Annotated in this window: 22 protein-coding genes; 4 read left to right on the top strand and 18 right to left on the bottom strand. The window is 55.8% G+C overall.

All coding sequences use genetic code 11. From position 1 onward, the window contains the following. Position 1: 1 nt before the first annotated feature. The 12 genes from DL346_RS02430 to DL346_RS29255 form a co-directional block, all read right to left on the bottom strand. Positions 2-1,201, bottom strand: coding sequence for an aminotransferase class I/II-fold pyridoxal phosphate-dependent enzyme (locus DL346_RS02430; RefSeq protein WP_112881740.1), 1,200 nt, complete (start codon positions 1,199-1,201; stop codon positions 2-4). Positions 1,202-1,294: 93 nt separating this feature from the next. Next, positions 1,295-1,654 (bottom strand): arsenate reductase family protein, encoded by a 360-nt coding sequence (locus tag DL346_RS02425; RefSeq protein WP_112880488.1) that lies wholly within the window; start codon positions 1,652-1,654, stop codon positions 1,295-1,297. A gap of 113 nt (positions 1,655-1,767) precedes the next feature. Then, positions 1,768-2,733 (bottom strand): RluA family pseudouridine synthase, encoded by a 966-nt coding sequence (locus DL346_RS02420; RefSeq protein WP_112880487.1) that lies wholly within the window; start codon positions 2,731-2,733, stop codon positions 1,768-1,770. Then, entirely contained in the window at positions 2,726-3,301 is a 576-nt protein-coding gene (locus DL346_RS02415) for a cob(I)yrinic acid a,c-diamide adenosyltransferase (protein ID WP_112880486.1), read from the bottom strand. The genes DL346_RS02420 and DL346_RS02415 overlap by 8 nt, the downstream gene beginning before the upstream one ends. A gap of 304 nt (positions 3,302-3,605) precedes the next feature. Next, the gene (locus tag DL346_RS02410) at positions 3,606-4,778 is read right to left on the bottom strand and encodes an MFS transporter (protein WP_112880485.1); all 1,173 of its coding nucleotides are present in this window, start codon (positions 4,776-4,778) and stop codon (positions 3,606-3,608) included. Between the two features lie 91 nt (positions 4,779-4,869). Next, positions 4,870-5,082: an aspartyl-phosphate phosphatase Spo0E family protein gene (locus DL346_RS02405; protein ID WP_240633001.1), complete on the bottom strand. Its 213-nt coding sequence runs from the start codon at positions 5,080-5,082 to the stop codon at positions 4,870-4,872. A gap of 110 nt (positions 5,083-5,192) precedes the next feature. After that, positions 5,193-6,410 carry an aminotransferase class I/II-fold pyridoxal phosphate-dependent enzyme gene (locus tag DL346_RS02400; protein ID WP_112880483.1) on the bottom strand — a complete coding sequence of 406 codons (1,218 nt, stop codon included), beginning with the start codon at positions 6,408-6,410 and terminating at the stop codon, positions 5,193-5,195. A 13-nt stretch (positions 6,411-6,423) separates the two neighbouring features. After that, a complete protein-coding gene (locus DL346_RS02395; protein ID WP_112880482.1) occupies positions 6,424-6,915 on the bottom strand; it encodes an Lrp/AsnC family transcriptional regulator in 492 nt (163 codons plus the stop codon). Between the two features lie 198 nt (positions 6,916-7,113). Next, positions 7,114-7,527 carry a spore coat protein gene (locus tag DL346_RS02390; protein WP_112880481.1) on the bottom strand — a complete coding sequence of 138 codons (414 nt, stop codon included), beginning with the start codon at positions 7,525-7,527 and terminating at the stop codon, positions 7,114-7,116. A 24-nt stretch (positions 7,528-7,551) separates the two neighbouring features. Beyond that, positions 7,552-7,776 (bottom strand): hypothetical protein, encoded by a 225-nt coding sequence (locus DL346_RS02385; RefSeq protein ID WP_206098463.1) that lies wholly within the window; start codon positions 7,774-7,776, stop codon positions 7,552-7,554. 114 nt (positions 7,777-7,890) lie between these two features. Further along, positions 7,891-8,556, bottom strand: a complete 666-nt coding sequence (locus tag DL346_RS02380) for a DUF2642 domain-containing protein (protein ID WP_112880480.1) — start codon at positions 8,554-8,556, stop codon at positions 7,891-7,893. 640 nt (positions 8,557-9,196) lie between these two features. Next, positions 9,197-9,919 (bottom strand): hypothetical protein, encoded by a 723-nt coding sequence (locus tag DL346_RS29255; protein ID WP_206098462.1) that lies wholly within the window; start codon positions 9,917-9,919, stop codon positions 9,197-9,199. 1,253 nt (positions 9,920-11,172) lie between these two features. On the opposite strand from DL346_RS29255, the gene DL346_RS02360 reads away from it, so the two are divergent. Then, complete coding sequence (locus tag DL346_RS02360; protein ID WP_112880479.1) at positions 11,173-12,252, top strand: CotH kinase family protein; 1,080 nt, start codon at positions 11,173-11,175, stop codon at positions 12,250-12,252. On the opposite strand, the gene cysK is transcribed toward DL346_RS02360, so the two are convergent. From cysK to DL346_RS02335, 5 genes are all read right to left on the bottom strand, one after another. Continuing rightward, positions 12,249-13,166 (bottom strand): cysteine synthase A, encoded by a 918-nt coding sequence (gene cysK, locus DL346_RS02355; RefSeq protein WP_112880478.1) that lies wholly within the window; start codon positions 13,164-13,166, stop codon positions 12,249-12,251. The genes DL346_RS02360 and cysK overlap by 4 nt on opposite strands. A gap of 33 nt (positions 13,167-13,199) precedes the next feature. Beyond that, entirely contained in the window at positions 13,200-14,513 is a 1,314-nt protein-coding gene (locus DL346_RS02350) for an MFS transporter (RefSeq protein WP_240633000.1), read from the bottom strand. Positions 14,514-14,628: 115 nt separating this feature from the next. Next, on the bottom strand, positions 14,629-15,162 hold the full coding sequence (locus DL346_RS02345) for a hypothetical protein (RefSeq protein WP_112880477.1): 534 nt from the start codon (positions 15,160-15,162) through the stop codon (positions 14,629-14,631). Positions 15,163-15,302: 140 nt separating this feature from the next. Beyond that, positions 15,303-15,722, bottom strand: coding sequence for a DUF350 domain-containing protein (locus DL346_RS02340; protein ID WP_112880476.1), 420 nt, complete (start codon positions 15,720-15,722; stop codon positions 15,303-15,305). A gap of 17 nt (positions 15,723-15,739) precedes the next feature. Beyond that, positions 15,740-18,106, bottom strand: a complete 2,367-nt coding sequence (locus DL346_RS02335) for an endonuclease MutS2 (RefSeq protein ID WP_112880475.1) — start codon at positions 18,104-18,106, stop codon at positions 15,740-15,742. A 224-nt stretch (positions 18,107-18,330) separates the two neighbouring features. On the opposite strand from DL346_RS02335, the gene DL346_RS02330 reads away from it, so the two are divergent. The 3 genes from DL346_RS02330 to DL346_RS02320 all read left to right on the top strand — a co-directional run bounded on the left by DL346_RS02330 (position 18,331) and on the right by DL346_RS02320 (position 20,090). Next, the gene (locus tag DL346_RS02330) at positions 18,331-18,684 is read left to right on the top strand and encodes a phage holin family protein (protein WP_112880474.1); all 354 of its coding nucleotides are present in this window, start codon (positions 18,331-18,333) and stop codon (positions 18,682-18,684) included. 102 nt (positions 18,685-18,786) lie between these two features. After that, complete coding sequence (locus DL346_RS02325; protein ID WP_112880473.1) at positions 18,787-19,173, top strand: cupredoxin domain-containing protein; 387 nt, start codon at positions 18,787-18,789, stop codon at positions 19,171-19,173. Between the two features lie 230 nt (positions 19,174-19,403). Continuing rightward, the gene (locus DL346_RS02320) at positions 19,404-20,090 is read left to right on the top strand and encodes an SDR family NAD(P)-dependent oxidoreductase (RefSeq protein WP_240632999.1); all 687 of its coding nucleotides are present in this window, start codon (positions 19,404-19,406) and stop codon (positions 20,088-20,090) included. Positions 20,091-20,157: 67 nt separating this feature from the next. Here the strand turns inward: DL346_RS02320 and DL346_RS02315 are convergent, their stop codons facing one another. Further along, complete coding sequence (locus DL346_RS02315) at positions 20,158-24,645, bottom strand: hypothetical protein (RefSeq protein WP_112880472.1); 4,488 nt, start codon at positions 24,643-24,645, stop codon at positions 20,158-20,160. Between the last annotated feature and the right edge of the window lie 49 nt (positions 24,646-24,694).

Raw genomic sequence — 24,694 nt, 5'->3', positions numbered from 1 at the left:
GTTACGCTTCACCGCGAATGAATTTGCCCATACGGCAGGCAGCTTCTACAAGCCGCTCTTCCTTCTCTACCAAGGCGATTCGGACGTAGCCTTCCCCTTGTTCTCCGAAAGCATCGCCCGGTATGACAGCTACTCCGGTACGCTCAAGCATTTCCCGGGAAATTCGTCGCGATGTCCAAAGTTCCGACAATGACCACTTCATCGTAGGTAATTTCGCCCAAATAAACATCGTCGCTTTCGGCGCCGGAATCTCCCAGCCTTGCTCTCGCAGCGCTTCGATAAAGCGGTCGCGGCGCTTTTCATAGAGCATGCCGACCGACTCTTGCTCGCCTAGCATATCCTGTTGAAGCGCAACGATGCCAGCTTCCTGCACGGGCAAAAACACACCGTAATCGATATTCGCCTTCAGCTCGCGCAGTGCCCCTACCGCCTTGCGGTTGCCGGCGAGAAACCCGATTCGGCAGCCAGCCATATTGAAGCTCTTGGATAACGAGTGGAACTCTACCGCCACATCGATCGCGTCTTTCACCTGCAAAATGCTAGGCGGCTTGTAACCGTCAAATGCCATTTCCGAATAGGCTAAATCATGCACGATGAGAACGCCATGACGTTTGGCATAGGCGACGGCCTGTTCGAAGAACGTCAAATCGGCGACCGCCGACACAGGATTGCTCGGGTAGTTGAGCAGCATAAATTTGGCGCGTTTCCATACTTCTTCGGGAATGGCCTCGAAATCGGGCAAAAACCGGTTTTCAGCACGCAGCGGCATCATGAACGGCTCAGTGCCTGCCAAAGCAAGACCCGCCATGTACACCGGATAGCCCGGATCGGGAACAAGCGCGATATCGCCAGGATTGCAAAGCGAGAGCGCCAAATGGCCCAGTCCGTCCTGCGAGCCCATTAACGAGACCAGCTCGTGCTCCGGGTCAATGTCGATCCCGAACCGAAACGCCAGCCAATCGGCTGCTTGGCGAAGGAACCGCTGACTCCCTTTGGAGCCTGGATATCCGTAGGCATCCTCGCGCAGCACCGCCTCGCTGAGCGCCTGCCTGATCGGTGCGGATGGCGGCAAATCCGGGCTGCCGATGCTAAGATCGATGACGTCGAGCCCTTGGCGGATCGCCTCCCGTTTCCACTCCGCCACCTCGGCAAAAATGGACGAGCCCAGCTCCGACAATCGGTCCGCGCGCCATTCTTTCATCGTTGTCACTTGACGTCTTCCTCCTAAGTTTTGCTAGTGTATGATGGACTAGTTCGAGAGCCGGCTTAACCGACTCTCAATTTCGTATCGGGGCTAGCCCCAGACGCGATCATACTCCTCTTCTTTGAAGCCGACCGTAACAGTCTTGCCGTCCGTTACGATAGGACGCTTAATCAATCTGCCGTTCGAGGCCAGCAGCTCGATTTTCTCCTGTTCGGTCATGCCCGGCAGCTTGTCCTTCAGCCCCAGCTCCTTGTAGACCTCGCCGGAGGTGTTGAAAAACTTCTTCACGTCCAAGCCGCTTCGTTCAATGATCGTTTTCAGCGTCGCTGCGGATGGAGCCGTTTCGAACACATTATGCGACTCCAGCTCGTAGCCTTTGCCTTTTAGAAACTTTATTGCGCTGCGGCAGGTACCGCACTTGGGGTACTCGTAGATCGTCAGCTTCTTCATACGTTCTTCCAAATCTCCATTCATTTCGAAAATATCGCAAAGCAGACGGCGAAGCCCTCTGGGCCGCGCTCATCCATTACCCTCCTGGGCACTCCGCTCTAATCGCGATGCTCCTATAGCTGTCGCAGCGCTGCTTCAAGCCGGCGCAGATCCTCCGGCAGCCCCGCCTCGAACGTCATCCGCTCCCGCGTAATCGGGTGCGTGAACGACAGAATCGCGGCATGCAGCGCTTGCCTCGATATCGCCGCCTCCAACGCAGCTGAGCCGGCCGGGGCATCGTGGGCGGAGCCCTCATCCGCATAGCCGTACAGCTTGTCCCCGATCAGCGGGGAGCCGAGGTGCTTCATATGCACTCGGATTTGATGCGTGCGCCCCGTCTCGAGCTTTACGTTCACCTTCGCTGCATCGCCGCTTCCGTACACGGTCTCCACTTCATAGTGCGTAACCGAAGGATATCCGTCCGGCGTCACGACGCGCAAATGAGGATTGGCCGTATCGCGGTCAATCGGTTCATTCACCGTTCCGGCCGCTTCAGCCGGACAGCCGTAAACGTAAGCCCGGTAGCGTTTATCCACCTCGCCGGCCTGCAGCTGCTCGGAGAGCTGCTGGTGGACGTAAGGCGTTTTCGCGATCGCGACCAGCCCGGACGTCTCCTCGTCGAGCCGGTGAATCGGCCGGAACCGAACCCGCTCCCCTAGTTGTTTCCAGTGAAAAACGACCCCGTTCGCAAGCGTCCCCGTATAGTGGCCGTGCGTCGGATGCACGACAATGCCCGGAGGCTTGTTGACGACCAGCACATCCGCATCTTCGTACACGATATCGAGCTCCATCGGCTCAGGCAAAATATCATCCGATTCTTCCTGCTCCATCCGCAGCTCGATCCGGTCGCCTGCGCCGACGCGGTCATTGGTATATACGCGCTCCCCGTTCACCGTGATGCCTTGCTCCGTCAGCTTGAGCCGCGACAGCAGCTTGCGCGAAACGCCGAGACGGCGCTCAAGCACCGTCCGGACCATTTTGCCGCTGTCCTCATCCAATACCTGTACGACAAGCGGCTCATAATACAATTGCTTAGTCATCGCTCTTCTTGCGGAACACGTCCGCACTCCGAATGTATTCCGTATCCGGCACCCCGAGCCTCACGTTCGCATAGCGCGCCGCCGCGAAGAAATAGTCGGACAGCCTGTTCATATACGTTCTGACCGGCGGGTGCACCGCTACTTCCGCGGATAGCGTCACGATGCGCCGTTCCGCCCGACGGCATACCGTCCTGCATACGTGAAGCAAAGCCGAAACTTCACTCCCGCCAGGCAAAATAAACCGAGCAATCGCAGGCGATGCCGCCGTATGGGCATCGATCCAGCTTTCCAAACGGGTTGCCGACGCTTCGGTCAGCTTCAGATCCCGGCCGCTCGGATCGGCGAATGCCAAATCAGAGCCGCAGTCGAACAGCTCTTGCTGAATCTCCAGCAGCTCGGCCACTAGCTCGCTTAGCCCTTCCCGCGAAGCGACGGCTGCCGCCTGCCCGACGAAGCTGTTCAGCTCATCGACCGTGCCATATGCTTCCACGCGGCTGTCGTCCTTGCGGACTCTTCCGCCTTTCACCGACGTGTCTCCCCCGTCTCCGGTTCGTGTATATAATTTCAAGGCGTTCACCCTCCTGTCGTTTTCCTTTCACCCCGATAAACAGCAGAGTACAGAAGCAGAGCGGGCGGAATCGTTGTGAAGAAGCGCAAGCGTTCGTTTGCCTCGGATGAATGTTTTGCATGACCCTAGCCACGCAAAACATTCATCCTTTGTCCCCCGGAATTCAACCATTAGATCATTCATAAATTCAAAAAAATCCGGGGGACAACAGCGATCGTAACAACGATCCGCACGCGCAGCGATGTACTTCTGCGCATTTAGATCCACTATAGCACATATGCTCGCTAAGCTGGCATCATTCCGCCTAGGTGGCGCGGATTTCCTGCCTGCCAGTCCGATCTTTCTTTCCGCTAAAGGCTAGCAGCACCAGGCTGAACAGGAACGCGCAGCACGACACAGCCGAGATGGCCAAATAATAGACATGGCCGCTAAATGCCTCGAACAGCCATCCGCCGGCATAAGAGGCGACAATGCCCGACACGCCGAAGAACAGCAGCGCGAGCACCGTTTGTCCGGTTGCGCGCCACTCCTCGGGAACGATGCGGTACAAGTATTGTATCGCGGCCGTATAGAAAATCGGGAACGTAAAAATTTGCAGTACCTGCAAATAGGTCAGCGCATGCGGATCGGTGATCCAAGCCGAGAGAAAGAAGCGCAGAAAGTAGCACAAGCTGGCAAATGCGATCAAAGCCATCTCTTTGCCTTGCCGCATCCACCAGAAGCTAAGCGCGAATACGAGAATTTCGCTGCCGGCGGCCAGGAACCATGCTTGTCCGATCAGCTCCGGCCCGCCGCCAAGCTCGCGCAGGTAAACGCCCAAGTAAGTGTCGTTAGCTCTGGACGGCACAGCAGCCATGAAGATCAGAATGAGAAACATCAGCGTTTCCCGATGGGTCAGGAATTTCCCGAGCGCCTTCAGTTTAACCGGTTTGCTTGCGGCAGGCGCGTCGTCCAGCGTCAGCACCACAAGGAAGCTAATTACGCCGATAACGGCATACAACGGCGCCATCCCTTCCACGCCGAACAGCTTCATCACGTACCCGACAGCCAGCGACATAACCGCATAGCCGAGCGCGCCGAACGTCCGGATCGAGCCATAGCTGACGCCCCTTGCCTCAGCTGTCTGGAAGTTCAAGCTTTCCGTGAGCGGGTCCATCGACAGCAGGAAGAAATACATCAGCATCGTAAACGTGATGAGCAGCGCAAAGCTGCCCGATGCATAGAGCACGTAGCCTACGATCGTGGAGCAGGCGATGAGCAGCAGCAGAACCTTTCGGATCGTCTTCGCCCGGTCGCTGACCATCCCCCAGAACGGCGAGGCGAAGAGCGATACGAAACCGCCGGTCCCGATAATAAAGCCGATCTCCGTCGCGGCCAGTCCTTGCGCATCCAAATAAACGGGCAGGAATGAAATAAACATGGCAAGCAGCGCAAAAAACAAGAAATTAAACACTCTCAAATTCGCAGGCGATTTCATGTCATACCGATACTCCTTCTTCCATTTGCAAAAAAGAAAAGAAGTCCCGTTAAGGACCCCTTCTCCGAAAAAGAGCTAATTGTGCTAGCCGTTACGACTGCTGCGCCCAGGCTCTTCTGAATTGCATATATTCATTTATTTTTTTATCCAATCTGCGGCTTAAGTCTATGACTTTCTCGGAACCGAACGTCGCTTCCTCGACATATGACTGTTCCATCTTCATGCGCAGCGCATAAATTTCGTCTTCCAACCGGCGTATCGATGATGAGGACAAAAGCTTAAGACCCGTTTTCGCACAAGTCATGGCCATCCCTCCTGTCACCAATTCAACAAAACCTAACGACGCTTGTGCATGTGCGTTTATAAAGTTTTATTAAATTATAACAAAGACTGACAGAAATGAGTATCCCTAAATTAATTTTCCTTTAGTTTCCTTACATACTGGCCGATCCGATCAATCGCCTCTGTAATCAAGGTCACAGATGTGGCATACGAACAGCGAAGATGGCCTTCACCGCCGAGACCGAATACGTCGCCCGGCACTGCAGCCACATTGTGCTCATTCAGTAGTCCAGTCGCAAACTCCTCCGAGGTTACGCCTAGGCCGGCAATGGAAGGGAAAGCATAGAAAGCGCCCTGCGGCTCATGGCACTGCAGGCCGATGTCCCGGAAGCCCTGCACGATAAGTCTGCGCCGCTGATTGTAAGATTCCACCATGCGGTTCTTTTCATCCATGCCGTTGCGCAGAGCTTCCAGCGCCGCGATCTGGGCCATATTCGATGCGCACATGACGGTGTACTGGTGGATTTTGAGCATAGCCGAAATGAGCTCCGGATGGCCGCAAGCGTAGCCGATCCGCCAGCCGGTCATTGCAAAAGCCTTCGAAAATCCGCTGACCAAAATCGTTCTGTCCTTCATGCCAGGCAGCGATGCGAAGCTGACATGCTTCGAACCGTACGTAAGCTCAGCGTAGATCTCGTCTGAAATGACGATCAAATCATGCTCCTCTACGACCTTCGCGATCGGCATCCAATCCTCGTAAGTCATGATGCCGCCGGTCGGATTGCTCGGGTAGCAAAGTATGAGCACTTTGGAGCGCGGCGTAATCGAAGCCTTTAGCGACTCTGCGGTCAGCTTGAACTGATCCTTAGCGAACGTTTCCACGCCAACCGGCACGCCGCCGCTTAGCGCCGTAATCGGAGAGTAAGAAATATAGCACGGTTCCGGAACCAGAATCTCGTCGCCAGGGGAGATCAGCGCGCGCAGCGCCAAATCGATCGCCTCGCTGCCGCCGACCGTCACAAGAACTTCTTTCGCCGGATCGTAAGCCACATCAAACTCCCGCTTTAAGTAAATGCCGATCTCTTCGCGCAGTTCGGGCGTGCCCGCATTTGAAGTATATTGCGTTTTGCCCATTTCTAGCGCATAAACCGATGCTTCCCGCACATGCCAAGGCGTTACGAAGTCCGGCTCGCCGACGCCGAGCGTGATGATATCTTTGCGGCCGCTGGCCAAATCGAAAAATCTGCGGATGCCCGACGGCTTAATCGAGCGCACTTGAGGGGACAAATAATCTGCCATCGAAGCGCGGCGCGTTAACGTGCCGGTTTGCTTTTCTTCATCTTTTATCATCACCGATCACCCTTCACGGCGAGACGAGAAGACGGTGGTCGTCTTCGCGCTCTTCGAATATAATGCCGTCCTGCTTGTATTTTTTCAAAATAAAGAATGTCTTCGTGGAAAGCACGGCATCGATCGGCGACAGCTTGTTGGAGACGAAGGAAGCTACGTCCTTCAGCGTTTTCCCCTGCACCTCAACAAGCAGATCATAGGCGCCCGACATCAAATAAACCGATTTCACTTCAGGATATAGGTAAATGCGTTCCGCGATGCCTTCAAAGCCGCGTCCGCGTTCCGGCGTAATTTGAACCTCGATCAGTGCGGTTACTTTCTCGTCTTCAACCTTGCTCCAATTGACAACGGTCGCATATTTGACGATGACATGATCCTGCTCCATCTCCGCAATCGCCTGCTTAACCTCCGCCGCCGGCGCGTCCAGCATCGTCGCGATCAGATCCGCGCTGCGTCTCGCATCTTCCTTCAGCAGTTCAAGTATTTGCATTTTCCGTTCATTCATCGTCAAACCCTCCTGATTGTACAAATCGCACGCGAGCTTCCAAGCCCGCGATATGAAATAGCTATAAAGATTATATTACAACGAATCCAAGCTTCCTGCAAAGCAGAAAAGAGGGCAATTAAAGAAGGACAGCCGAATACGGCTGCCCTCTCCTTAGGTTGTCTACAACCTGCTATCCAAATTCAATTCTTATCCTACCTACATAAAGTAAGGATTGACGCCTGGGTTCTGCTGCTGGTGGAGCTGCTGCTGCGGAGCTTGATATTGGTGGCTCGCATAGCCGCCAAGATGCTGCTGCTGCAGGAATTGCTGCGTTTTCTGCGCGGTCTGCTGGTTCATCTTCAGCTGCTTGTCCACTTCTTGGCGCAGTGCCGGCGAAGATGTGTCGTACATATTATGCTGCAGCATCAAATTATACAGATTGCCCTGCATCTGCAAGGTGCTGTTCATCAAATTCGTAAACAGCTGCCGGATTTGCTGGCAGTTCGCTTCCGTTGCGGCCGTTGCGTATTCGCGTACGACGCGCTTCAGATCCGCCAGAACCGTGTAGGCTAAGTCTTCATCGGATAAGATCGGCCGGGCTTGTCCCTGCTGATATTGCTGCTGATCCATGTTGGTCGATTGCCTCCCCTTCTGCTATTGCTGCGGCTGTGTCGGTGCCAGGTGCTGGTGCTGGCTGATCGCTTGAAGAAGCATTTGCGCGTGCTGCTGGTGCGTCTGAATCATTTGCGCGGCAGCTTGTCTGAATGCGCCGTTTGTTGCGGAAGCGGCCATGACCGCATTTTGCTTGATCAATAAATCCTCGTTGGATAACGAATCCGCCAAATATTCAAGCTCCTTGGCCGTTACCGGCTGCATCATTGCGTTTCCTCCTTAATTGCCATTTCATTCAATCCTTGCCTATCATGCCCGCCAAATTCGCTTCCTATGTAAATGGCTTCCCCACGCGAGTGAAGAAGCCGCATTTCAAACTAGTCAAGGCAGGTGAACCGTCTTGACGTGATCGAAGTGCAAATATACCGCGTTACCGCCCGCTGTCGATAGCTCGATCATATTTTGGTCGATGCCTTTGAGGACACCGATCTTGTTCGGATTCTCGCCGAGATCCAGAATGACGAATTCGCCGATCAGCTTCCTCAACTGTTGGTCAAACGTGCGCGCAAGGGTAATGGGGGAAGGCTTTAGCGGGAACTGCTCCGGTGTCAGGGTGTACGGCGTCACGTTCGGATTGTAAGGAATCAGGTATTTGAGGTGATGCAGCGAGATGATGACGGAGTGGTAGACCGGCGAATAGAAGACGAAGAAATCGTTCATGACGCTTGTGAGATAACCATGGATGGATTGATTGCCGGTAATATAGAGCTCGGAAAACATACCCTTGGCATTCATTAATACTTTCCGGTAGGATATCGGATCATTCTGCGGTTCGAACGGAAGTTCAGGCACGTCTATATCTTGGGCTTCGTTCTTGGCAAGACGGAGCTGCTGCAAGTGGATCAAAGGAACATACAAAAATTGCGTACCGTTATGAAGCACGAGAATATCTTGACCTAGATCAATCAGTTTGCCGCGAATAGGAATTGATTTTCCTGAAATATCAAGCTCGACATAACGGTCCAATAAAGGGTGACGATGTTTCATGAAAATCGACCTCCTTTCATCCTATTAATTGCGTTCATGCATATAGACAGAGTAGATTGGTGAGCAGTCCTGCCGGGATGACAACGTAACAGAAGGCGGATTGTTCCACATGTTCGGGCGTATGATCGTCTGCAAGCCGTCCACAACCACATCCATACCGAACGCAACAAGAGGATATTCCAGGGAGTCTTCGCCGCCAAATCTCGCGAACTGTGGCCGGGTACAAAAGCGTATTGCTGGTAGGGGTACAGTTCCGGCTGCAGACATCCATTCGATCGGCACCCCTAGGCCGGATCCGTTAGAACCCAGCCCGGGCTGCGATGACAACCTTGGTGCCAAATCGTTACCAGCTGCCATTCGACAATGATTTCAATAGCTGCCGTTCATCAGATACGCGAATTGCTGCAAAGCTCTACTGCCGGCGCGTCTTTGGAGTCTCCTACGGCACGATTGGTCGAGAGACGAATAGGTATTTTCTTGGAGGAATTAAGATACAGCGGCACTGGCGGGTAGAAGAAAGTCCGAATAGTGTTAATGATGACTGGCAAAACGCATTCACTGGCGCTTCAGGTTCAAGATCGGTACGGCAAGGCTGCCGCCGGGGCTGAAGCTAACGTTTCGCCCCGGCTTGAGGTCAGCCTTACTTACCACCATAGTAGCCGGATTTTTTGGATGCTTTTCTCGTGTTTTTCTTTGCGTTGTTGCGTCCGGAACGGTTACCGCCGCTGCCTCTGCTTCCGCCGCTGCCTTTGGTGCCGCCGCTGCCTCTGCTTCCGCCGCTGCCTTTGCTTCCGCCGCTGCCTCTGCTTCCGCCGCTTCCGCCACTGCCTCTGCTGCCGCCGCTGCCGCCGCTGCCTTTGCTGCCGTCACTGCCCTTGCTACCGTCACTGCCTTTGCTTCCGTCGCTTCCGCCACTGCTCTTGTCGCCGCTGCTGCCGCCGCTGCCTTTGCTGCCTTTGCTTCCGCCGCTTGCATACTGACCTGCCGTTTTCACGGTTCTGATATGGTAAAGCGGGATTTGAACCAGTTCAGGACCAACTACGAGCAAGAGTGCATTGTTGCCTACGCCAGCGACGAAGCCTTCGATTCTTTCAGGCCCGCCCCAGTTCAGCCGCACGAATTTTCTAGTCATGTTTCGGAGAACGCCTACAAAGCTGTCGGCATCAACGAAGTCCTGATGAGATAATCCTGTCGACCGGCCAGGAAGCTCCGTTACGCTTTTAACGTGAGTGTTGCTGACAAAAACTACGCCTTCCGTGGTTTTCAGAACAATGAAACCTGGTCGAACCGCGAGCAAACGTCCTTCCATCGACTCTGGGCCGCCACGGTTGATTCTAACCATCATTCCTGGTTTGGCGTCCATGAAGTTTTGCCCCCTCGTTTGATGACTTCTGTTGCTTCTGTGGCTTCTGTTGTTGTCACAGCAGTTGTTAAACCTGATAGCGTTGCTTCTTACTTCCATACCAAAATCCCTCCGTAATTAATAGATTTTGACTTTGACCACGACGACCACCGGTGCAAATACGATACGATCACGACTACCAAAATACCGGTTCATCCATCTCGCTTCGGCATTCATCCCTCCATTACTTGCCTCGGTGAAATCTATCATGGGAGACAATTTATACTGTATTTATATGTATCCCATATATAAGCGGTACTAGATTGATATCTATTTTCTAGAAGATTGCGCACTGACCCAGTGCGATTGATAGATTCGCAACATAGCTTGTATAGAAACTATTAAAAGGAGGAAATTCAACATAATGTCTGAAAATCATTCGACAAGAGGCACAGGCGGCACTCAAGGTTCCCGCGGCTCCAACGGCACTAAAGGCACTCGCGGTTCTCAAGGTACTCGGGGCTCCAACGGCACTCAAGGCACTCGCGGTTCTCAAGGTACTCGTGGCTCCAATGGCACTCAAGGAACTCGGGGCTCCAACGGTACTCGCGGCTCCAATGGCACTCAAGGTACTCGGGGTTCCAACGGTACTCGCGGCTCCAATGGCACTCAAGGAACCCGGGGTTCTCAAGGTACTCGTGGCTCCAATGGCTCCAACGGTTGGCCAGGCCTAGAACCTGACCAAGAAGACTCTATGGGTTTCTCTTGCGCTTTGCTTCTAGGACCGGTCTCTATTAGTAAAAAGAACGATTCCGACGGCTCCCGCGGCTCCAATGGATCTCGCGGTTCTAACGGTTCTCGTGGCTCCAACGGTTCTAAAGGCTCTAAAGGCTCCGACGGCTCCCGCGGTTCCCGTGGTTCCGACGGCTCCCGCGGTTCCCGTGGTTCCGACGGCTCCCGCGGTTCCCGTGGTTCCGACGGCTCCCGCGGTTCCCGTGGTTCCGACGGTTCTCGCGGTTCCCGCGGTTCCGACGGCTCCCGCGGCTCTCATGGTTCCCGCGGCTCCCGCGGTTCCGACGGTTCCCGCGGCTCCCACGGCTCTAAAGGCTCCGACGGCTCCCGCGGCTCCCGCGGCTCTAACGGATCGCGCGGCTCCAACGGTTCCCGCGGCCGGTAAGTAAGGTGTGACCAATAGACAGCTACCTGCATAGTGTAAATAAGCTGAAGCCTATCGAATGCGATAGGCTTTATCTTTTGCCTAAGGAGTTGGTCTAATGTCCGGGGAAGGACTGCCTATTCGCAAAATTACGATTAGCAGAGAGGATTTATATAGGCTGGAGTCCGATGTGTGGAGCAATGAGTTTGCATCCGTAAAACTGGAGATCAATGGACAACAGATGGATGCGCTGCTCCGATTCCGCGGCGGCCATACGCGTACCTATCCGAAGAAATCATACGAAATCCGTTACGGCAGCAATCACAGTCAAATCCTTCATTGGAACGCCGAGTTCGACGATCCTTCCATGATCCGAAATGCGCTCTCGTTCAAATTTTTCAATATGATTAACGTTCCATCGCCAAGGACCCGGCATATGTCGCTTGAGCTCAACGGCTATCCGCACGGCGTTTATTTGGAAATCGAGTCGGTTGACGATGCGTTCTTCAAAAGAAGAAGCATAGGTTCGCAAGCGCTCATCTACGCCGTCAACGACAAAGCCAACTTTGGCCTTTACGACCCGGAAACCGATCAATTGAAGGAATCGCTCTTCGAAGGATACCGCGTCATGAAAGGCAGCGATGAAACCAAAACCAAGCTCATTCGCTTCGTAAAACGAGTCAACCAGCCAGCCACCCAAAACTTGAAAAGCTTCCTGTCTAACCGTCTCGATGTATATTTATATTTAAAATGGCTCGCAGGCGCCGTACTGACAGGCAATTATGATGGATTTGAACAGAACTATGCTCTTTATGAGCATACAAACAGCGGGAAATACCGGATTATACCGTGGGATTACGAGGGGACTTGGGGCCGCAACTGCTATGGGAGACTGTGCGGCAGCGATTTGGTGGATGTGCGGGGCTACAACATGCTGACCAAGAAGGTATTGTCCTATAAGTCGTACAGACAAACGTACCGCAAAATTCTTTCGAATCTGCTGGAAAGCAAGTTTACTGTCAAGACGCTCGAGCCGATTATTGCGGATATGTACGAAAAGCTGACGCCCGCCATTCGGGACGATTTTACGCGAAAATGGCCCTTCAGCTCTTTTCAAGACGAGCCGCAGGTGTTCACCGACTACATCCAAGAGCGCAGGGCCATTGTTCAAGATGAGCTTAAAAACTGGAATAATTAAAACAATCCCATACTTAAATACCGCTCGCCGCTGTCCGGGGCAATGCATAAGACGCGCCCGCCCTCTCCGATTCGGCGGGCTTGCTGCATGGCGGCCCAAACGGCTGCGCCTGAGGACGGTCCGAGAAGCAGTCCTTCCTTACGGGCAAGCGCCCGCATCGTGTCGATCGCGTCCTCATCGGACACCTGCACGATTTCATCGTAGATCGACGTGTTCAGAATGGCCGGCACGAACCCTGGACTAGTGCCGACGAGCTTATGCGGGCCGGGCTTACCGCCGGACAGGACAGGCGATCCTTTCGGCTCGACAACCGCTACGTACAGCCCCGGTAGAGCCGCTTTCAGCGCCTCGCCGGTCCCTGTAATGGTGCCGCCGGTTCCCGCCGTTGCTACGAAGACGTCCAACCTTCCCCCGGTTTGGCGGATAATCTCCGGCGCGGTCGTCACCCGGTGAATCGCCGGGTTTGCTTTGTTCTCGAATTGGTTCGGAATATAGCTGCCGGGACGCTCCGCCTGCAGCTCGAGCGCGCGCTTGATCGCACCGGGCATCCTTTCGGCGGCCGGCGTAAGGACAACCTCTGCACCGTATGCACGGAGAAGCCCGATCCGCTCCTTCGTCATGTTATCCGGCATGACGAGGATCAATTTATAACCTCTTGCCGCTGCGTTCATGGCAAGACCGATGCCGGTATTTCCGCTGGTCGGCTCGATTATCGTTGCGCCCGGGGCAAGCAGCCCCGACGCTTCGGCAGCCTCGATCAGCGCAAAGGCCGCCCGGTCCTTCACGCTGCCGCTCGGATTGAAGCGCTCCAGCTTCACCAGTACCTCTGCCATTCCCTGCTGCTTCAGCCGCCTAAGCGCAACGACGGGCGTTTCGCCGATCAGCTCGGTGATATTGTTCACAATACGAGGCATATGCTCGCCAACCTTCCGTTATCATCCTCCTTGTTAGGAGGCACGTTCTTGTACGCCGCTCCCCCTTCCCAACAAGCCGCGCATAAGCCACCAGCTGACAAGCGGGAAAGCGCCGACCAATAGCATAAGCGAAGGCACGATGTAAGGAGAACGATCGATATAAGGCAAAATCAATAAATACGAGGTCACGCCGATGACCCGGCCGACGGTCAAGCCGGCTTCGCGGAGAATGACATACTCCTCCCGCTGCCGCGCGCTATTCTCGTCCGCGCCGATTAAGTCAAAGACGGTTGACGTCATCGGAATAATATAGAGCGGCATGAACAGGGCGGTGCCAAGTCCGAAGATTAGCAGCGTCTTGTAGCTGAGCGGCATGAACAGCACAGCGATGATCGCCGTAATCGCGGCGGCGCCGATCAGCATTGCCGCGCGTCTGCGTTTCGGCTTCAGGATGCGCCCGACCAGCCAGAAGCTTCCAAGAGCAACGAGCGAGGTAACAAGCGAGAAATTGCCGAGCTTGCCTTCGTTTTTCGTCGCAATATAGACAAGCAGCCCGATCAGAAACATGAACACGCCTTCGCGAATCCCTTGGGAGATAATGGCAGGAACGGCATGCCGCCAAGGGTTGCCGCGCTCCCGCAGCACCCGAAAGCCTTGAAACCATTCATAAGTTCCGCTCGTTTCGCGTTTCTTCAGCCAGAAGCTAAGCACCACTGCGACGGCGAAAATCACCGAAGATATCGTAAAAATAATGGAATAGCCGCGTTCACCTTTATTTGACGTAATGAGCCAGCCGGATATCCAAGGCGCGATAATGCCCGCGCCGGAACCAAGCAATCCAGCCCAGCCGTTAAACCGGTCCCGATTGCCTGGCTCCGTGATTTCGAAATAAACGACGTTAAAAGCGAGCCAGAAGCAGCCATTGCCGATGCCAAGGAGCATGCCCAAAGGCACGACATACGTGATGGCAGACTTCCCCAGCATCAAAACGACAAAATAGAAAACTCCGGACAGCGCGACGCCGAGCCGGAGACTATTCATTTTGTTATGCTCCTTCACCCATTTGCCGGCAAGCCAGAACGTAAGCCCGCTGACAAGAAACTGGGTGAAGTTGAACCAGCCGATCAATGAGAAAGACTGACTTGCTTTCCATAAGTAAACCGGTAAGAACGTACCCGAAAGCGCATTCGCCGTGCCAAGCAGCGCTTGTACGGCAAGCAGCAAAATCGCCTGGCTGTCTAAGGCCCGGCTATCGTAATCGTGTTTGCCGTTCGTCACGGTGCGCAGCTTGCTTTGCGACTTCCCCGCGAACCATCGTGACTGCACGGCATGCTTGCCTTGCTCCAAAACCTGATCCCTCCCGCCTGCCGCTATGAAACGGCGTTCTAGGCGTAAGGTACCCCCTTTGGATAGCTGCCATGCTGGAAAATCCTATTATCCCGAAAGTTTCCAATCCAGATGGCTAATCCTCCAAATCCGCCGCTTTCGTCAGCAGCCGCACTAAGCGCTCCTGATCCTTGACCGAAAGCCGGTTTTGCGCGTGGAAGCAGGACGGGCACACGTACAGCTGCAGCTGGAACGGCGCCGATACGACCGGCTCGCCAAGCGCTTCCGGCGTCCTTGGCTGGAACTGCTCCTGCGTTACGATCTGCGTGCCCGCTTCCATCATAAACTCGCGGCAGGTCGGACATTCCGGCGCTTCGAGCTGCTCATCCAGAATGCGGGCCATCGTTTCCTCCAGCGCCAGCTGGTCGCGGTTATACGGTCTTAAGTCGGACAGATCCCGTCCGGTATCCGTCCAGCTATCCACGTCCTCCAGCTCTTCCTCTTCGTCCATCTCTTCATCATCCAGCTCTGAGCCGAACTGTACCGTCCGGTAATTCGATAATTCATTTTCGCAATGCGGACAATGACTCTCCGGTCCGATTTCTTCATCCCATACGATTTCGGTTTGACACCACGGACAAATCGTAGGCTCATCGTGCTTCTCGCTCATGCCGATCCCTTCCTTCTATCGAACAGTAATTACTGCAATAAATAAATGACTCCAAGAATAACAAACAGTGCCGCTAACGCGAATAAAGTTCCCCATAAATATTTCATTGGTACAAAACAGCCTCCGAGCATTTGTTATAGCTAAGTAACCGTGGCGCCTATGACATAAGAAAGCGAAACCGAGATAATCATGGCAATAAAGCCGACCGCACGGTTATCCTTCTCTATTTCTTCATCGATTCGAAAAACAGGCGTCAAAAATTCAAAAAGCAGATAAGCCGCTATGAGCAGCGCAAAGCCGAACGAGGCCCATACCAAGCTTTGGTATACGCTCTCGTTCGCTTCAATCGAGAAACGGAACAGATTGCAAATGCCGAAAATTTTGCCGCCTGTCGCCATTGCTACAGCGAGATTGCCCCGCTTGATTTCCTGCCAGCATTTGTAGCGGGTCACAAACTCAAACAAGTACAAGTATATAACCAGGGCTAGCACCGTCACCGATACATAAGCTAGCGAAGCCGCATAGTTGTTGCTAAGCAATTGATCGATTTCTTGTTCCATCCCGAAGCTCCACCGCCTTACTTGAGTTCCGCTACCGTTACGCCTGCTCCGCCTTCACCGTACCTGCCAAGACGGAAGCTCTTCACATGTTTATGTCTGCGCAGGAAATCGCTGATGCCCGAGCGCAGAACGCCCGTACCGTGACCGTGAATGATGTAAACCTGACCGAACCCGGCGAGGAACGACTCATCCAAAAACCGGTCGACCTCCAGCATCGCTTCCTCCAGATTGGCTCCGCGAAGGTCAAGCTCGGAGCGAACATTTTCGTCGCGCGTACGTTTCAAGCTTGCCGCGATCTTCGGCTGCTGCGTCTTGCCGGTTTCCGCGCGCTTCACAAGCTCCAGGTCGCTTAACGATACCTTCATCTTTAGAATGCCTAGCTGAACGACCGCTTCGTTACCGCTCAGCTCCACGACATGCCCGCGCTGTCCAAGGCTGTGAACGATAACTTCATCGCCTGCTTCGACGCGCTGCGGCTTGGGAGCTTTGGACGGCTGGCCCTTCGACGGCTTGCTTCGCTCCGGCGTTGCTTCGTCAAGTCTGCGGCGCGCTTCCGTCAGCTTATGATCCTTGACTGCTGCCCCTTCCTCCTGCGCCAATTTCCGCAGATCGGCGATAATTTGATCAGCCTCCCGCTTCGCCTTCAGCATGACATCGCGCGCGTCGTCCTGCGCCTTGGCAAGCAGCTTCTCGCGCTGCTCCTCGAACTTTCTCCGCTCCGCTTCATGGCGAACTCGTTCGGCTTCAAGCTCCTTGCGCAGCGCTTCGGCCGTATTCCGCTCCGTTTCCGCCCCGATCCGATTCTCTTCCAAGGAAGCGATCATCGTCTCAACGCGGACATCCTCTTCGCTGACTTCGCCGCGGGCATGATCGATGATGCTCCGCTTCAAGCCTAGCCTTTCGGCGATCGCAAACGCATTGCTTCGTCCCGGAACCCCGATTAAGAGACGGTAGGTCGGGCTGAGCGTCGCGATATCGAATTCCATGCTTGCATTGATGACGCCTTTGCGGTTGTAAGCATAAGCTTTCAGCTCGCTGTAGTGCGTCGTCGCTACAATACGGCAGCCAAGCTTATGGATATGCTCCAAGATGGCGATCGCAAGCGCGGAACCTTCTGCAGGGTCTGTCCCCGCCCCCAGCTCATCGAGCAGGACAAGGCTCTTCGGCGTCATGTTGTTCAGAATGCGGATAATATTCGTGAGATGGCTGGAGAACGTACTGAGATTTTGCTCGATGCTCTGCTCGTCTCCAATATCGGCATAAAGCGCGTCAAAGACGCACATTTGACTGCCATCCTCCGCCGGAATGAAGAGCCCCGACATAGCCATCAGAGTAAGGAGGCCGATCGTTTTGAGCGATACCGTTTTACCGCCCGTATTCGGTCCTGTTACGATAATGGCCGTGTAGTTGTTGCCAAGCTCAACGTCGATCGGTACGACTTTATCGCGATCGATAAGCGGATGGCGGCCGCGGCGCAGCTTTAAGTAACCCCGGTCGTTCATCCGCGGCAGCGTCGCTCCCATCACGTGCGCAAGACGCGCTTTCGCAAATGCGAAATCCAGATGGCCCAGCAGATCCAGATCCACCAGCAAATCTTCGGCGTATTCAGCCGTCAGCGCGGTCAGCTTTTGCAAGATCTTCTCGATTTCACGCTCTTCGGCAAGGCGCAGTTCACGCAGCTTGTTGTTCATCACGACGATCGCTTCCGGTTCGATAAACAGCGTCGCTCCGGAGCCGGATTGGTCATGGATGATGCCGCCGAAGCTTCCTCTATACTCTTGCTTGACCGGAATGACATATCGGTCGTTACGAATCGTGATGATCGCCTCCTGCAGCATCTTCTGTATAGAGGAGGATCGGATCATGCTTTCAAGCTTCTCGCGCACGCGCCCTTCGCCGCTTCGCAGCTCTCTGCGGATGTTCGCAAGCTCAGGGCTTGCGCTGTCCATCACTTCCGCCTGGTCGTCGATGCACAGCAGAATCGCGTCTTCAAGCGCCTTATGCTCAGTCAATTGCTCTGCCGTCGCGGCAAGCAGTGGTACAGAGTGCTCGTCATGGAGCTGCAGCACATGCCGCTTCAGCCTGCGCGAGCCTCTTACCGTTTCGGCGATTTCAAGCAGCTCGGCCGGATTCAATGTGCCGCCAATCCGCGATCGCAGCAAGGACGCCCGAATATCGGCGATGCCGCCGAAAGGAGCGCTGCCTTTAAGCCGGTCGGCTTTATAAGCCTCATCCGTTACCTGCAGGGCGTATTTGACGTCCTCCAAATCGGAATTCGGATGGAGCGCCACGATAGCCGCTTTGCCGAGCGCGGTGGAGGCATGTTGTCCTAATTTATCTATAATTTTGGCATAATCCAGTGTGTGTAAAATTTTGTTGTCCAACGCGAGAACACTCCTCTCGTTACCTATTATAGCCGAACAATGCGGCGTATGCTACGACCCGCTCCAGTCCATGAATGGTGCGTGGAAAACAGGAAACACTACATGTACACGAGGAGCATCTGCTTCTCCGAAAACTGGCCAATGCTTTTGATCCATGCGCTTCTCGCGCCTAAGTGTGGTCAGGAGGCTTTTGTCAAAAAACTTTAGTAGGAGGTTTTTCCACTATGCATTTCCTGGGTCACGTGGTCAGATTCATTGTTTCAGCGATCGTGTTAATGATTGTCGGTTATATTGTGCCACAGTTTAGCGTCGGAGGCTTCTGGAGCGCGTTGTTCCTTGCCCTTGTCATCGCTGCGCTGGGTTGGATTGTCGAAGGGATCTTCGGCAAACGCGTGTCGCCTTTCGGACGCGGCATTGTCGGTTTTCTGGCGAGCGCGCTTGTCATCTGGGTCGCCCAATTCATCGTTGGCGGCGTATCCGTAACATGGCTAGGTGCGATTTTGGCAGCCCTTGTCATCGGGATCATCGACCTGTTTATCCCGGTCAGCACGCCATATGAGGCTGGACGAGAGCATTAATCGGCGAAAGCGGCAAAAGCATTCAACAGTTCGTCACAGCAATTTGGCTGCGGTAACGCTATACTAGAGAAGTCATCACTTTATTTAAGGAGCGATTCTCTAGTGAAAAAGTATTTGCTCATGTCTCTTTTGATTGCTGCAGCCATGCTCATGTTAGCCGCATGCGGCTCGAAGGCTTCCGACAATACAAATGCAGGCTCTGGGGTTGAAGAAACCGGTACGGCGGCATCCGCAAATATCGTCATAAAAGCAAAGCGTTACGAGTTCGACCAACCGGTATACAAGATCAAGAAAGGCGAACCGACGCAAATTACGCTTGAGAACGAGGATGGCGTTCACAACATTGAAGTGCCGGATCTCGATCTGACGGTTAACAGCGGTAAACCGAAGGTTGTTACTATTAATGATGCCGGTGAATACGAATTTCACTGCGACATTCTATGCGGCTCCGGCCATTCCAAGATGATTGGCAAGATCGTCGTCGAATAGAAACGTTCAAAGAAGAACCCGTTTAGTCATGGCTAAACGGGTTTTTTCTTATTGCGATTAATAATGCGATCCATCAGGAATACTAATGAAGCTTAATTTTTTGCCAGCATTGCGGCCTATATGCGTTTTACCTACAGTATTGTATAAGAAAGACTTATAATGCGCCTATTCCCACCTTGTCCACTTGTTTGCTACTATGTTGGCAACGGATAATGGAGAGGGTGGACAACATGAGTAACGGAATGCTGCAAGGACGGGTTGCCATAATAACAGGAGCGGGGACAGGACTTGGCCGGGCGGCTGCGATTGATTTTGCCCGTGAAGGAGCGAATGTCGTGCTGCTGGGCCGCCGCCTAGGAAAGCTTGAGGAGACGGCAGCTCTAGTCGAGCAAACCGGCTCGGGCAGCAAGCCGCTCATCATGGTTTGCGACATTTCCGATCCGGCAGCTGTAGAGGCTGCTGTTGGCCAGGCCATCGAGGTCTTCGGCACGGTTGATATTTTGGTTAATAATGCGGCGACGCTCGAGCCAGGACGGGTCATAGAGCTGACGGCCGGCGAGTGGGCAAGGCAAATAAGCAATAACCTGACGGGGCCATTCTTGATGACCAACGCCGTATTGCCTGTCATGCGCAATGAACGCTACGGCCGGATCATTAATATTACATCGGGTCTCGCTTTGAACGGAGCCGGCGGCTATGCAGCCTATAGCGCCTCGAAGGCGGGCTTGGAATCGCTCACGCGGACGACCGCTGACGAGGAACAAGAACACGGGATTCTCGTGAATGCCTTTAATCCGGGAACCATTCGTTCGGAAATGCACGCAACGGGCAAAGATCCCCATCAAGTGACGGCCGATCTCGTTCGGCTTGCCGCTTTGCCTGTTGGCGGTACGACAGGATCCATCGTGGCTTACTAATACAAGGAAAAGGACTATGACGCACCGCGAGGTTCAATCGAACCCGCGTTGCAGCATAGCCCTTTTTTTATGGGAGGGGATAGCTTTGATTTTCCAGCAGCTCGATCCACTCGTTATACTCATTTTGAAGCTTTGAATATTCGTTCTTCAGCTTGTCGTGCTCGAGTTGAAGCTGATCGTGCGAGGCGCGCAGCTCCTGATCCGCTTGTCCGGATGCCGCTTGCACCGCTTCCAGCTCCTGCAGCCTTAAGCTGATTCGCTGCGCTTGCGCCTTCGCTTTCTCGGCTTCCTCCTCGCTGAGCAGCAGCTGCTCCAGCAAGCCAGCCTCCGCTTCCGCATGAGCTGCTGCTTGCTGCTTCGCAAGCGTAATCTCCGCTTCAGCGACTTGTGATTGCTCTCTTAGCTGCAACGCCGATTCATCCGCAATGCGCTCGACCTCGGCCATTTGCTGGCGCGCTTCGCGCATCAGATCGGCCGCGCGGTCTTCCGCCGCTTGGAGCCGTTCTGCAAGCTGCGCATTCCGCTCTTCAAGCTGCTTCGCCTCGCTCAGCAAGCTTTCACGCAGCTCCTGCTGCTCGCGCTGACGCGCTTCGCTGGCTTGCAGAGCCTCCTTCAGCTGGCTCCGCAGCATTTCCAGCTGCTCGTACTGCTCACGCTTCTCTTGCTGACGCGCTTCACTGGCTTGCAGAGCCTCCTTCAGCTGGCTCCGCAGCTCCTCCAGCTGCTCTTGCTGACGTTCAAGCGCCGCGCTGCGGCTGTCTTCCTCTCGCTGCCGTTCGGCAAGCCAATGCTCCGCCTGCTCGGCACGGCTTTCATGCACGCGCAGTTCCTGCTCCAGCCGTTCGATCTTAGCGCGCAGCTGCTCGTCCTGCTCCATCGCTTCCAGCTCGAGCAGCTCCGCCTTTTCCTGCTCAGCCGTAAGCTGATCCCGCATGGCTCGAAGCTCCGCCTGCATGTCGGTAAGCTGAGCGGCAAGCTGCTCGCGTTCTTGCTGCCAAGCTGACTCGCGGTCAGCTTGTTGCTCTCCGAGCTGCCGGTAACGGCTTTCAGCCTCCGTGCGGCTTGCTTCAAGCTCTTGCTGCCAGGCCGCCTCGCGACTCGTTTGTTCCTCTGCGAGCTGCCGGTAGCGGCTTTCCGCCTCCGTGCGGCTTGCGTCGAGCTCTTGCTGCCAGGCCGCCTCGCGACTAGCTTGTTCCTCCACGAGCTGCCGGTAGCGGCTTGCCGCCTCCGTGCGGCTTTCGTCAAGCTCTTGCTGCCAGGCCGCCTCGCGACCTTCTTGTTCATCTGCGAGCTGCCGGTAGCGGCTTTCCGCCTCCGTGCGGCTTGCGTCGAGCTCTTGCTGCCAGGCCGCCTCGCGACTCGCTTGTTCCTCCACTAGCTGCCGGTAGCGGCTTTCCGCCTCCGTGCGGCTTGCTTCAAGCTCATGCTTATACTTAGCTGCAACGGATGCAGCTTCCTCTTCTCCCTCTTGCAGCGCCTGCTCCAACAGCAATTGCGCGGTTGCCCGCTCTTGCTCCAGCACGGCCGCGGCGCTCGCTCTCTCCTGCTCCAGCAAAGCAGCGGCTTCCGCTTGCGCGGTTGCCAGCTCTTCGCGTGCGGATTGGCTTTGCAGCGCCAGCTTCTCTTCGGCTGCCGCTTCTGCCTGAGCCACCGATTGCTCGGCTTCGCTGCGTACCCGTTCCATTCGCTCGCGCGCAGCTTGGCGGATGCTTTCCACTTCTGCCTCGGCCGCGGCACGCATCTGCTCGATGCGGGACTGCAGCTCCGCTTTCGTCTCCTCCAGCCGCTCGGCTGCCGCAGCCGCGGTTGCTTCCTGCAGCTCCCGCTCCTTCTGCAGCTCCTCCTGATGCAGCTCGAGAAGCTGCTTCATTTCGAGCGCCGTAAGCTCGCGTTCCCGCTCCAGTTCCACCTGTGCAGATTTGCGGGCCTGCTCCAGCTGCGTCTCCAGCGTGAATTTCGTGCGCTCCAGCTCTTCGCGTGCCGTAATCGCGGCTAGCGACTGCGCCTCCAACTCCAGCTCTAGCGTCAGCTGCAGCTCTTCTAGCTCCGCTTGATGTGACTTGCGCAGCTGCGCCAATTCTGCCGCAGCAGCCTCGCGTTCGCTTGCAAGCACCGCTTCCGCCGCTTCGCGCGTTTGGGACAGGTGCGATTGAGCGCTCATGCGCTCGCCGGCAAGTCTTGCCTCGGCGATTTCGCGCTCTTGAGCCAGCAGCGCTTGGGCGCTTTCGCGCTCAGCAGCCAGCTTAGCCTCGGCTTCTTGAATCGCCTGCTCCAGCTGCGCTTGCAGCCGTGCAGCCTCCCGGCTAGCCTCTTCCTGCTCGAGGTCCCGCATCTCCTGCAGCTCTGCATGCTCGCGGCTGGATGCTTCCTGCACGCGCACAAGCTCCGCTGTAAGCTCTCCGCGCACGCGTTCCAGCTCCGCTTGGGAAGCCGCTTGCTCGCTCTCCCGCTCGGCGGTAAGCTCCACCCACACCCGCTCAAGCTCGTTCTTAGCGTTCGCAAGCTCTGCCCTCGAAGCTTCCTGCACGCTTTCAAGCTTATCCGTAAGCTCCGACCGCACCCGCGCCAGCTCTTGCTGCCCGGCCTCGCGCTCAAGCTCGAGCTCAGCCGCGTGGTCGGCATTCAATTGCTCTAGCAGTGCCAGCGATGCTGTCTTCTCGCTTTCGTGCACGGCTTGTACGCTTGCCAGCTCCTCACGTGCCGCTTCACGCTCAAGCTCGAGCTCCGCCACGTGGTCCGCGTTCACTTGCTCTAGCAGTGCCAGCGACGCTGCCTTCTCGTTTTCGTGAGCGATTTGTACTCGTGCCAGCTCTGCGCGTGCCGCTTCACGTTCACGCTCAAACTGCGCCACTAGCTCCTCTTTTACTCGCGCCAGCTCTTGCTGCGCGATCTCGCGCTCGAGTTCAAGCTCGGCCGAATGGTCCGCTTTCACTTGATTCAACTGTGTCCGAGACGCTGTTAGATCGCTTTCGCGCGCGGCGTGGACGGTCGACAGCTCCTCGCGTGCTGCTTCGCGCTCGCGCTCAAGCTCCCCCTCAAGCTCCGCTTTTGCACGCGCAAGCTCTACCTCCGCGATCTCGCGTTCGAGCTCGAGCTCTGCTACATGGTTTGCCTCCACACGCTCAAGCTGTTCCAGCGCAGCTGCTTTCTCGCTTTCGCGTGCGGCCTGTACGCTTGCAAGCTCCTCACTAGCGGCTTCACGCTCACGCGCAAAGTGCGCTTCTAGCTCCGCTCTTACTCGGTCCAGCTCTTGCTGCGCTTCCTCGCGTTCAAGGTCGAGCTCCGCAACGTGGTCTGCTTCCACGCGTTCAAGCTGTGCCAGCGCGGCTGCTTGCTCGCTTTCGCGGGCTGCTTGTACGCTCGCCAGCTCTGCCCGCGCGGCTTCGCGCTCGCTTTCGCGCTCCGCTTGCTCGTTCAACAGCTCCGCAAGCGCGGCCTCCTGCTCATGCTCCAGCTGCGCCGTAAGCTCCGCTCTCACACGCGCCAGCTCATTGCGCGCAGCTTCCTGCTCGCTTTCGCGCTCCGCTTGCACATGCGCTAGCTCCATGCGCGCAGCTTCCTGCTCGTTCCCGCGCTCGGTCTGCTCGCGTGCCAGCTCCGCGCGCGTCGCCTCATGCTCACGCTCCAGCTCCGCTCTTACACGCGCAAGTTCATTGCGCGCAGCCTCCTGCTCGCTTGCAAGCTTCGCCGCCGCAGCGTTCAACGCTTGCTCCATGCGCCCTTGCAGCAGCGCGCATGTTTGCTCCAGCTCCTCGCGAGCGGCTTCCCGCTCCACCTCCAGCGTTTCTTCCGCATTCGCCCGCTCCGCCGCAAGCGTCGCCTCCGCGCTCGCAAGCGCGGCTTCAAGCGTCGCCTCCGCGCTCGCAATCTCCGCTGCAAGCGCCGCCTCCGCGCTCGCAATCTCCGCTGCAAGCGTCGCCTCCGCGCTCGCCCGCTCCGCTGCAAGCGCCGCTTCCCCGCTCGCCCGCTCCGCTGCCAGCGCCGCCTCCGCGCTCGCCCGCTCCGTTGCCAGCGCCGCCTCTGCTTTCGCTCGCTCCGCTGCCAGCGCTGCATCCGCATCCGCTCGCTCCGCTGCAAGCGTCGCCTCCGCTTTCGCCCGCTCCGCCGCAAGCGCCGCCTCCGCGCTCGCGATCTCCGCCAACAGCAGCTCTTCCGCGCTCGCCCGTTCCGCCGCTAACTTCGCCTGCGCATTCGCCCGCTCGGCCTTCAGCGCTGCCTCCGCACTATCCCGCTCCGCCTCAAGCTGCTCATACAGCTTCTCCACGATCAGCCTTGCCTGCTCCAGCTCCGCAACGGCCGCCCGGCGGCGCTCCTCGGTTTCGTGCATCCGCTCGTTTTCCATGCGATATCTGAATACGTCTTCTGCCATATGTACTGCGGCCAGCATAGCGATTTTCGGCATATCCAGCCTTGGATACCCCTTCGCCAGCTTATTCATATTCTCATCCACGAGCGCAGCGATGCGCTTGATATATTCCGGGTTGTTATGTCCTGTTAGTTTAAATTGGTTTCCATATATATCAACCGTTACACGTGTCCGATCGGCAGCGTTCATGAGGGCATGTCCTCCTATAGATTCAAGGGTGAAAAATGAGTTCAATGCG

The organism is Paenibacillus montanisoli, from assembly GCF_003268025.1.
Classification (GTDB): domain Bacteria; phylum Bacillota; class Bacilli; order Paenibacillales; family Paenibacillaceae; genus Paenibacillus_Z; species Paenibacillus_Z montanisoli.
Note: the sequence above shows the minus strand (reverse complement) of the source record. Positions and strands in the feature narration are given on the sequence as shown.

What these genes read in the sequence shown, in the direction of transcription:
- DL346_RS02385 (WP_206098463.1), bottom strand. Translation starts at nt 7,776, where the DNA reads ATGATGCAGCCGGTAACGGCCAAGGAGCTTGAATATTTGGCGGATTCG.
- DL346_RS02330 (WP_112880474.1), top strand. Translation starts at nt 18,331, where the DNA reads ATGCATTTCCTGGGTCACGTGGTCAGATTCATTGTTTCAGCGATCGTG.
- DL346_RS02320 (WP_240632999.1), top strand. Translation starts at nt 19,404, where the DNA reads ATGAGTAACGGAATGCTGCAAGGACGGGTTGCCATAATAACAGGAGCG.
- DL346_RS02425 (WP_112880488.1), bottom strand. Translation starts at nt 1,654, where the DNA reads ATGAAGAAGCTGACGATCTACGAGTACCCCAAGTGCGGTACCTGCCGC.
- DL346_RS02340 (WP_112880476.1), bottom strand. Translation starts at nt 15,722, where the DNA reads ATGGAACAAGAAATCGATCAATTGCTTAGCAACAACTATGCGGCTTCG.
- DL346_RS29255 (WP_206098462.1), bottom strand. Translation starts at nt 9,919, where the DNA reads ATGGACGCCAAACCAGGAATGATGGTTAGAATCAACCGTGGCGGCCCA.
- DL346_RS02345 (WP_112880477.1), bottom strand. Translation starts at nt 15,162, where the DNA reads ATGAGCGAGAAGCACGATGAGCCTACGATTTGTCCGTGGTGTCAAACC.
- cysK (WP_112880478.1), bottom strand. Translation starts at nt 13,166, where the DNA reads ATGCCTCGTATTGTGAACAATATCACCGAGCTGATCGGCGAAACGCCC.
- DL346_RS02315 (WP_112880472.1), bottom strand. Translation starts at nt 24,645, where the DNA reads ATGAACGCTGCCGATCGGACACGTGTAACGGTTGATATATATGGAAAC.
- DL346_RS02395 (WP_112880482.1), bottom strand. Translation starts at nt 6,915, where the DNA reads ATGAATGAACGGAAAATGCAAATACTTGAACTGCTGAAGGAAGATGCG.
- DL346_RS02420 (WP_112880487.1), bottom strand. Translation starts at nt 2,733, where the DNA reads ATGACTAAGCAATTGTATTATGAGCCGCTTGTCGTACAGGTATTGGAT.
- DL346_RS02390 (WP_112880481.1), bottom strand. Translation starts at nt 7,527, where the DNA reads ATGGATCAGCAGCAATATCAGCAGGGACAAGCCCGGCCGATCTTATCC.
- DL346_RS02410 (WP_112880485.1), bottom strand. Translation starts at nt 4,778, where the DNA reads ATGAAATCGCCTGCGAATTTGAGAGTGTTTAATTTCTTGTTTTTTGCG.
- DL346_RS02400 (WP_112880483.1), bottom strand. Translation starts at nt 6,410, where the DNA reads ATGATAAAAGATGAAGAAAAGCAAACCGGCACGTTAACGCGCCGCGCT.
- DL346_RS02360 (WP_112880479.1), top strand. Translation starts at nt 11,173, where the DNA reads ATGTCCGGGGAAGGACTGCCTATTCGCAAAATTACGATTAGCAGAGAG.
- DL346_RS02430 (WP_112881740.1), bottom strand. Translation starts at nt 1,201, where the DNA reads ATGAAAGAATGGCGCGCGGACCGATTGTCGGAGCTGGGCTCGTCCATT.
- DL346_RS02405 (WP_240633001.1), bottom strand. Translation starts at nt 5,082, where the DNA reads ATGACTTGTGCGAAAACGGGTCTTAAGCTTTTGTCCTCATCATCGATA.
- DL346_RS02380 (WP_112880480.1), bottom strand. Translation starts at nt 8,556, where the DNA reads ATGAAACATCGTCACCCTTTATTGGACCGTTATGTCGAGCTTGATATT.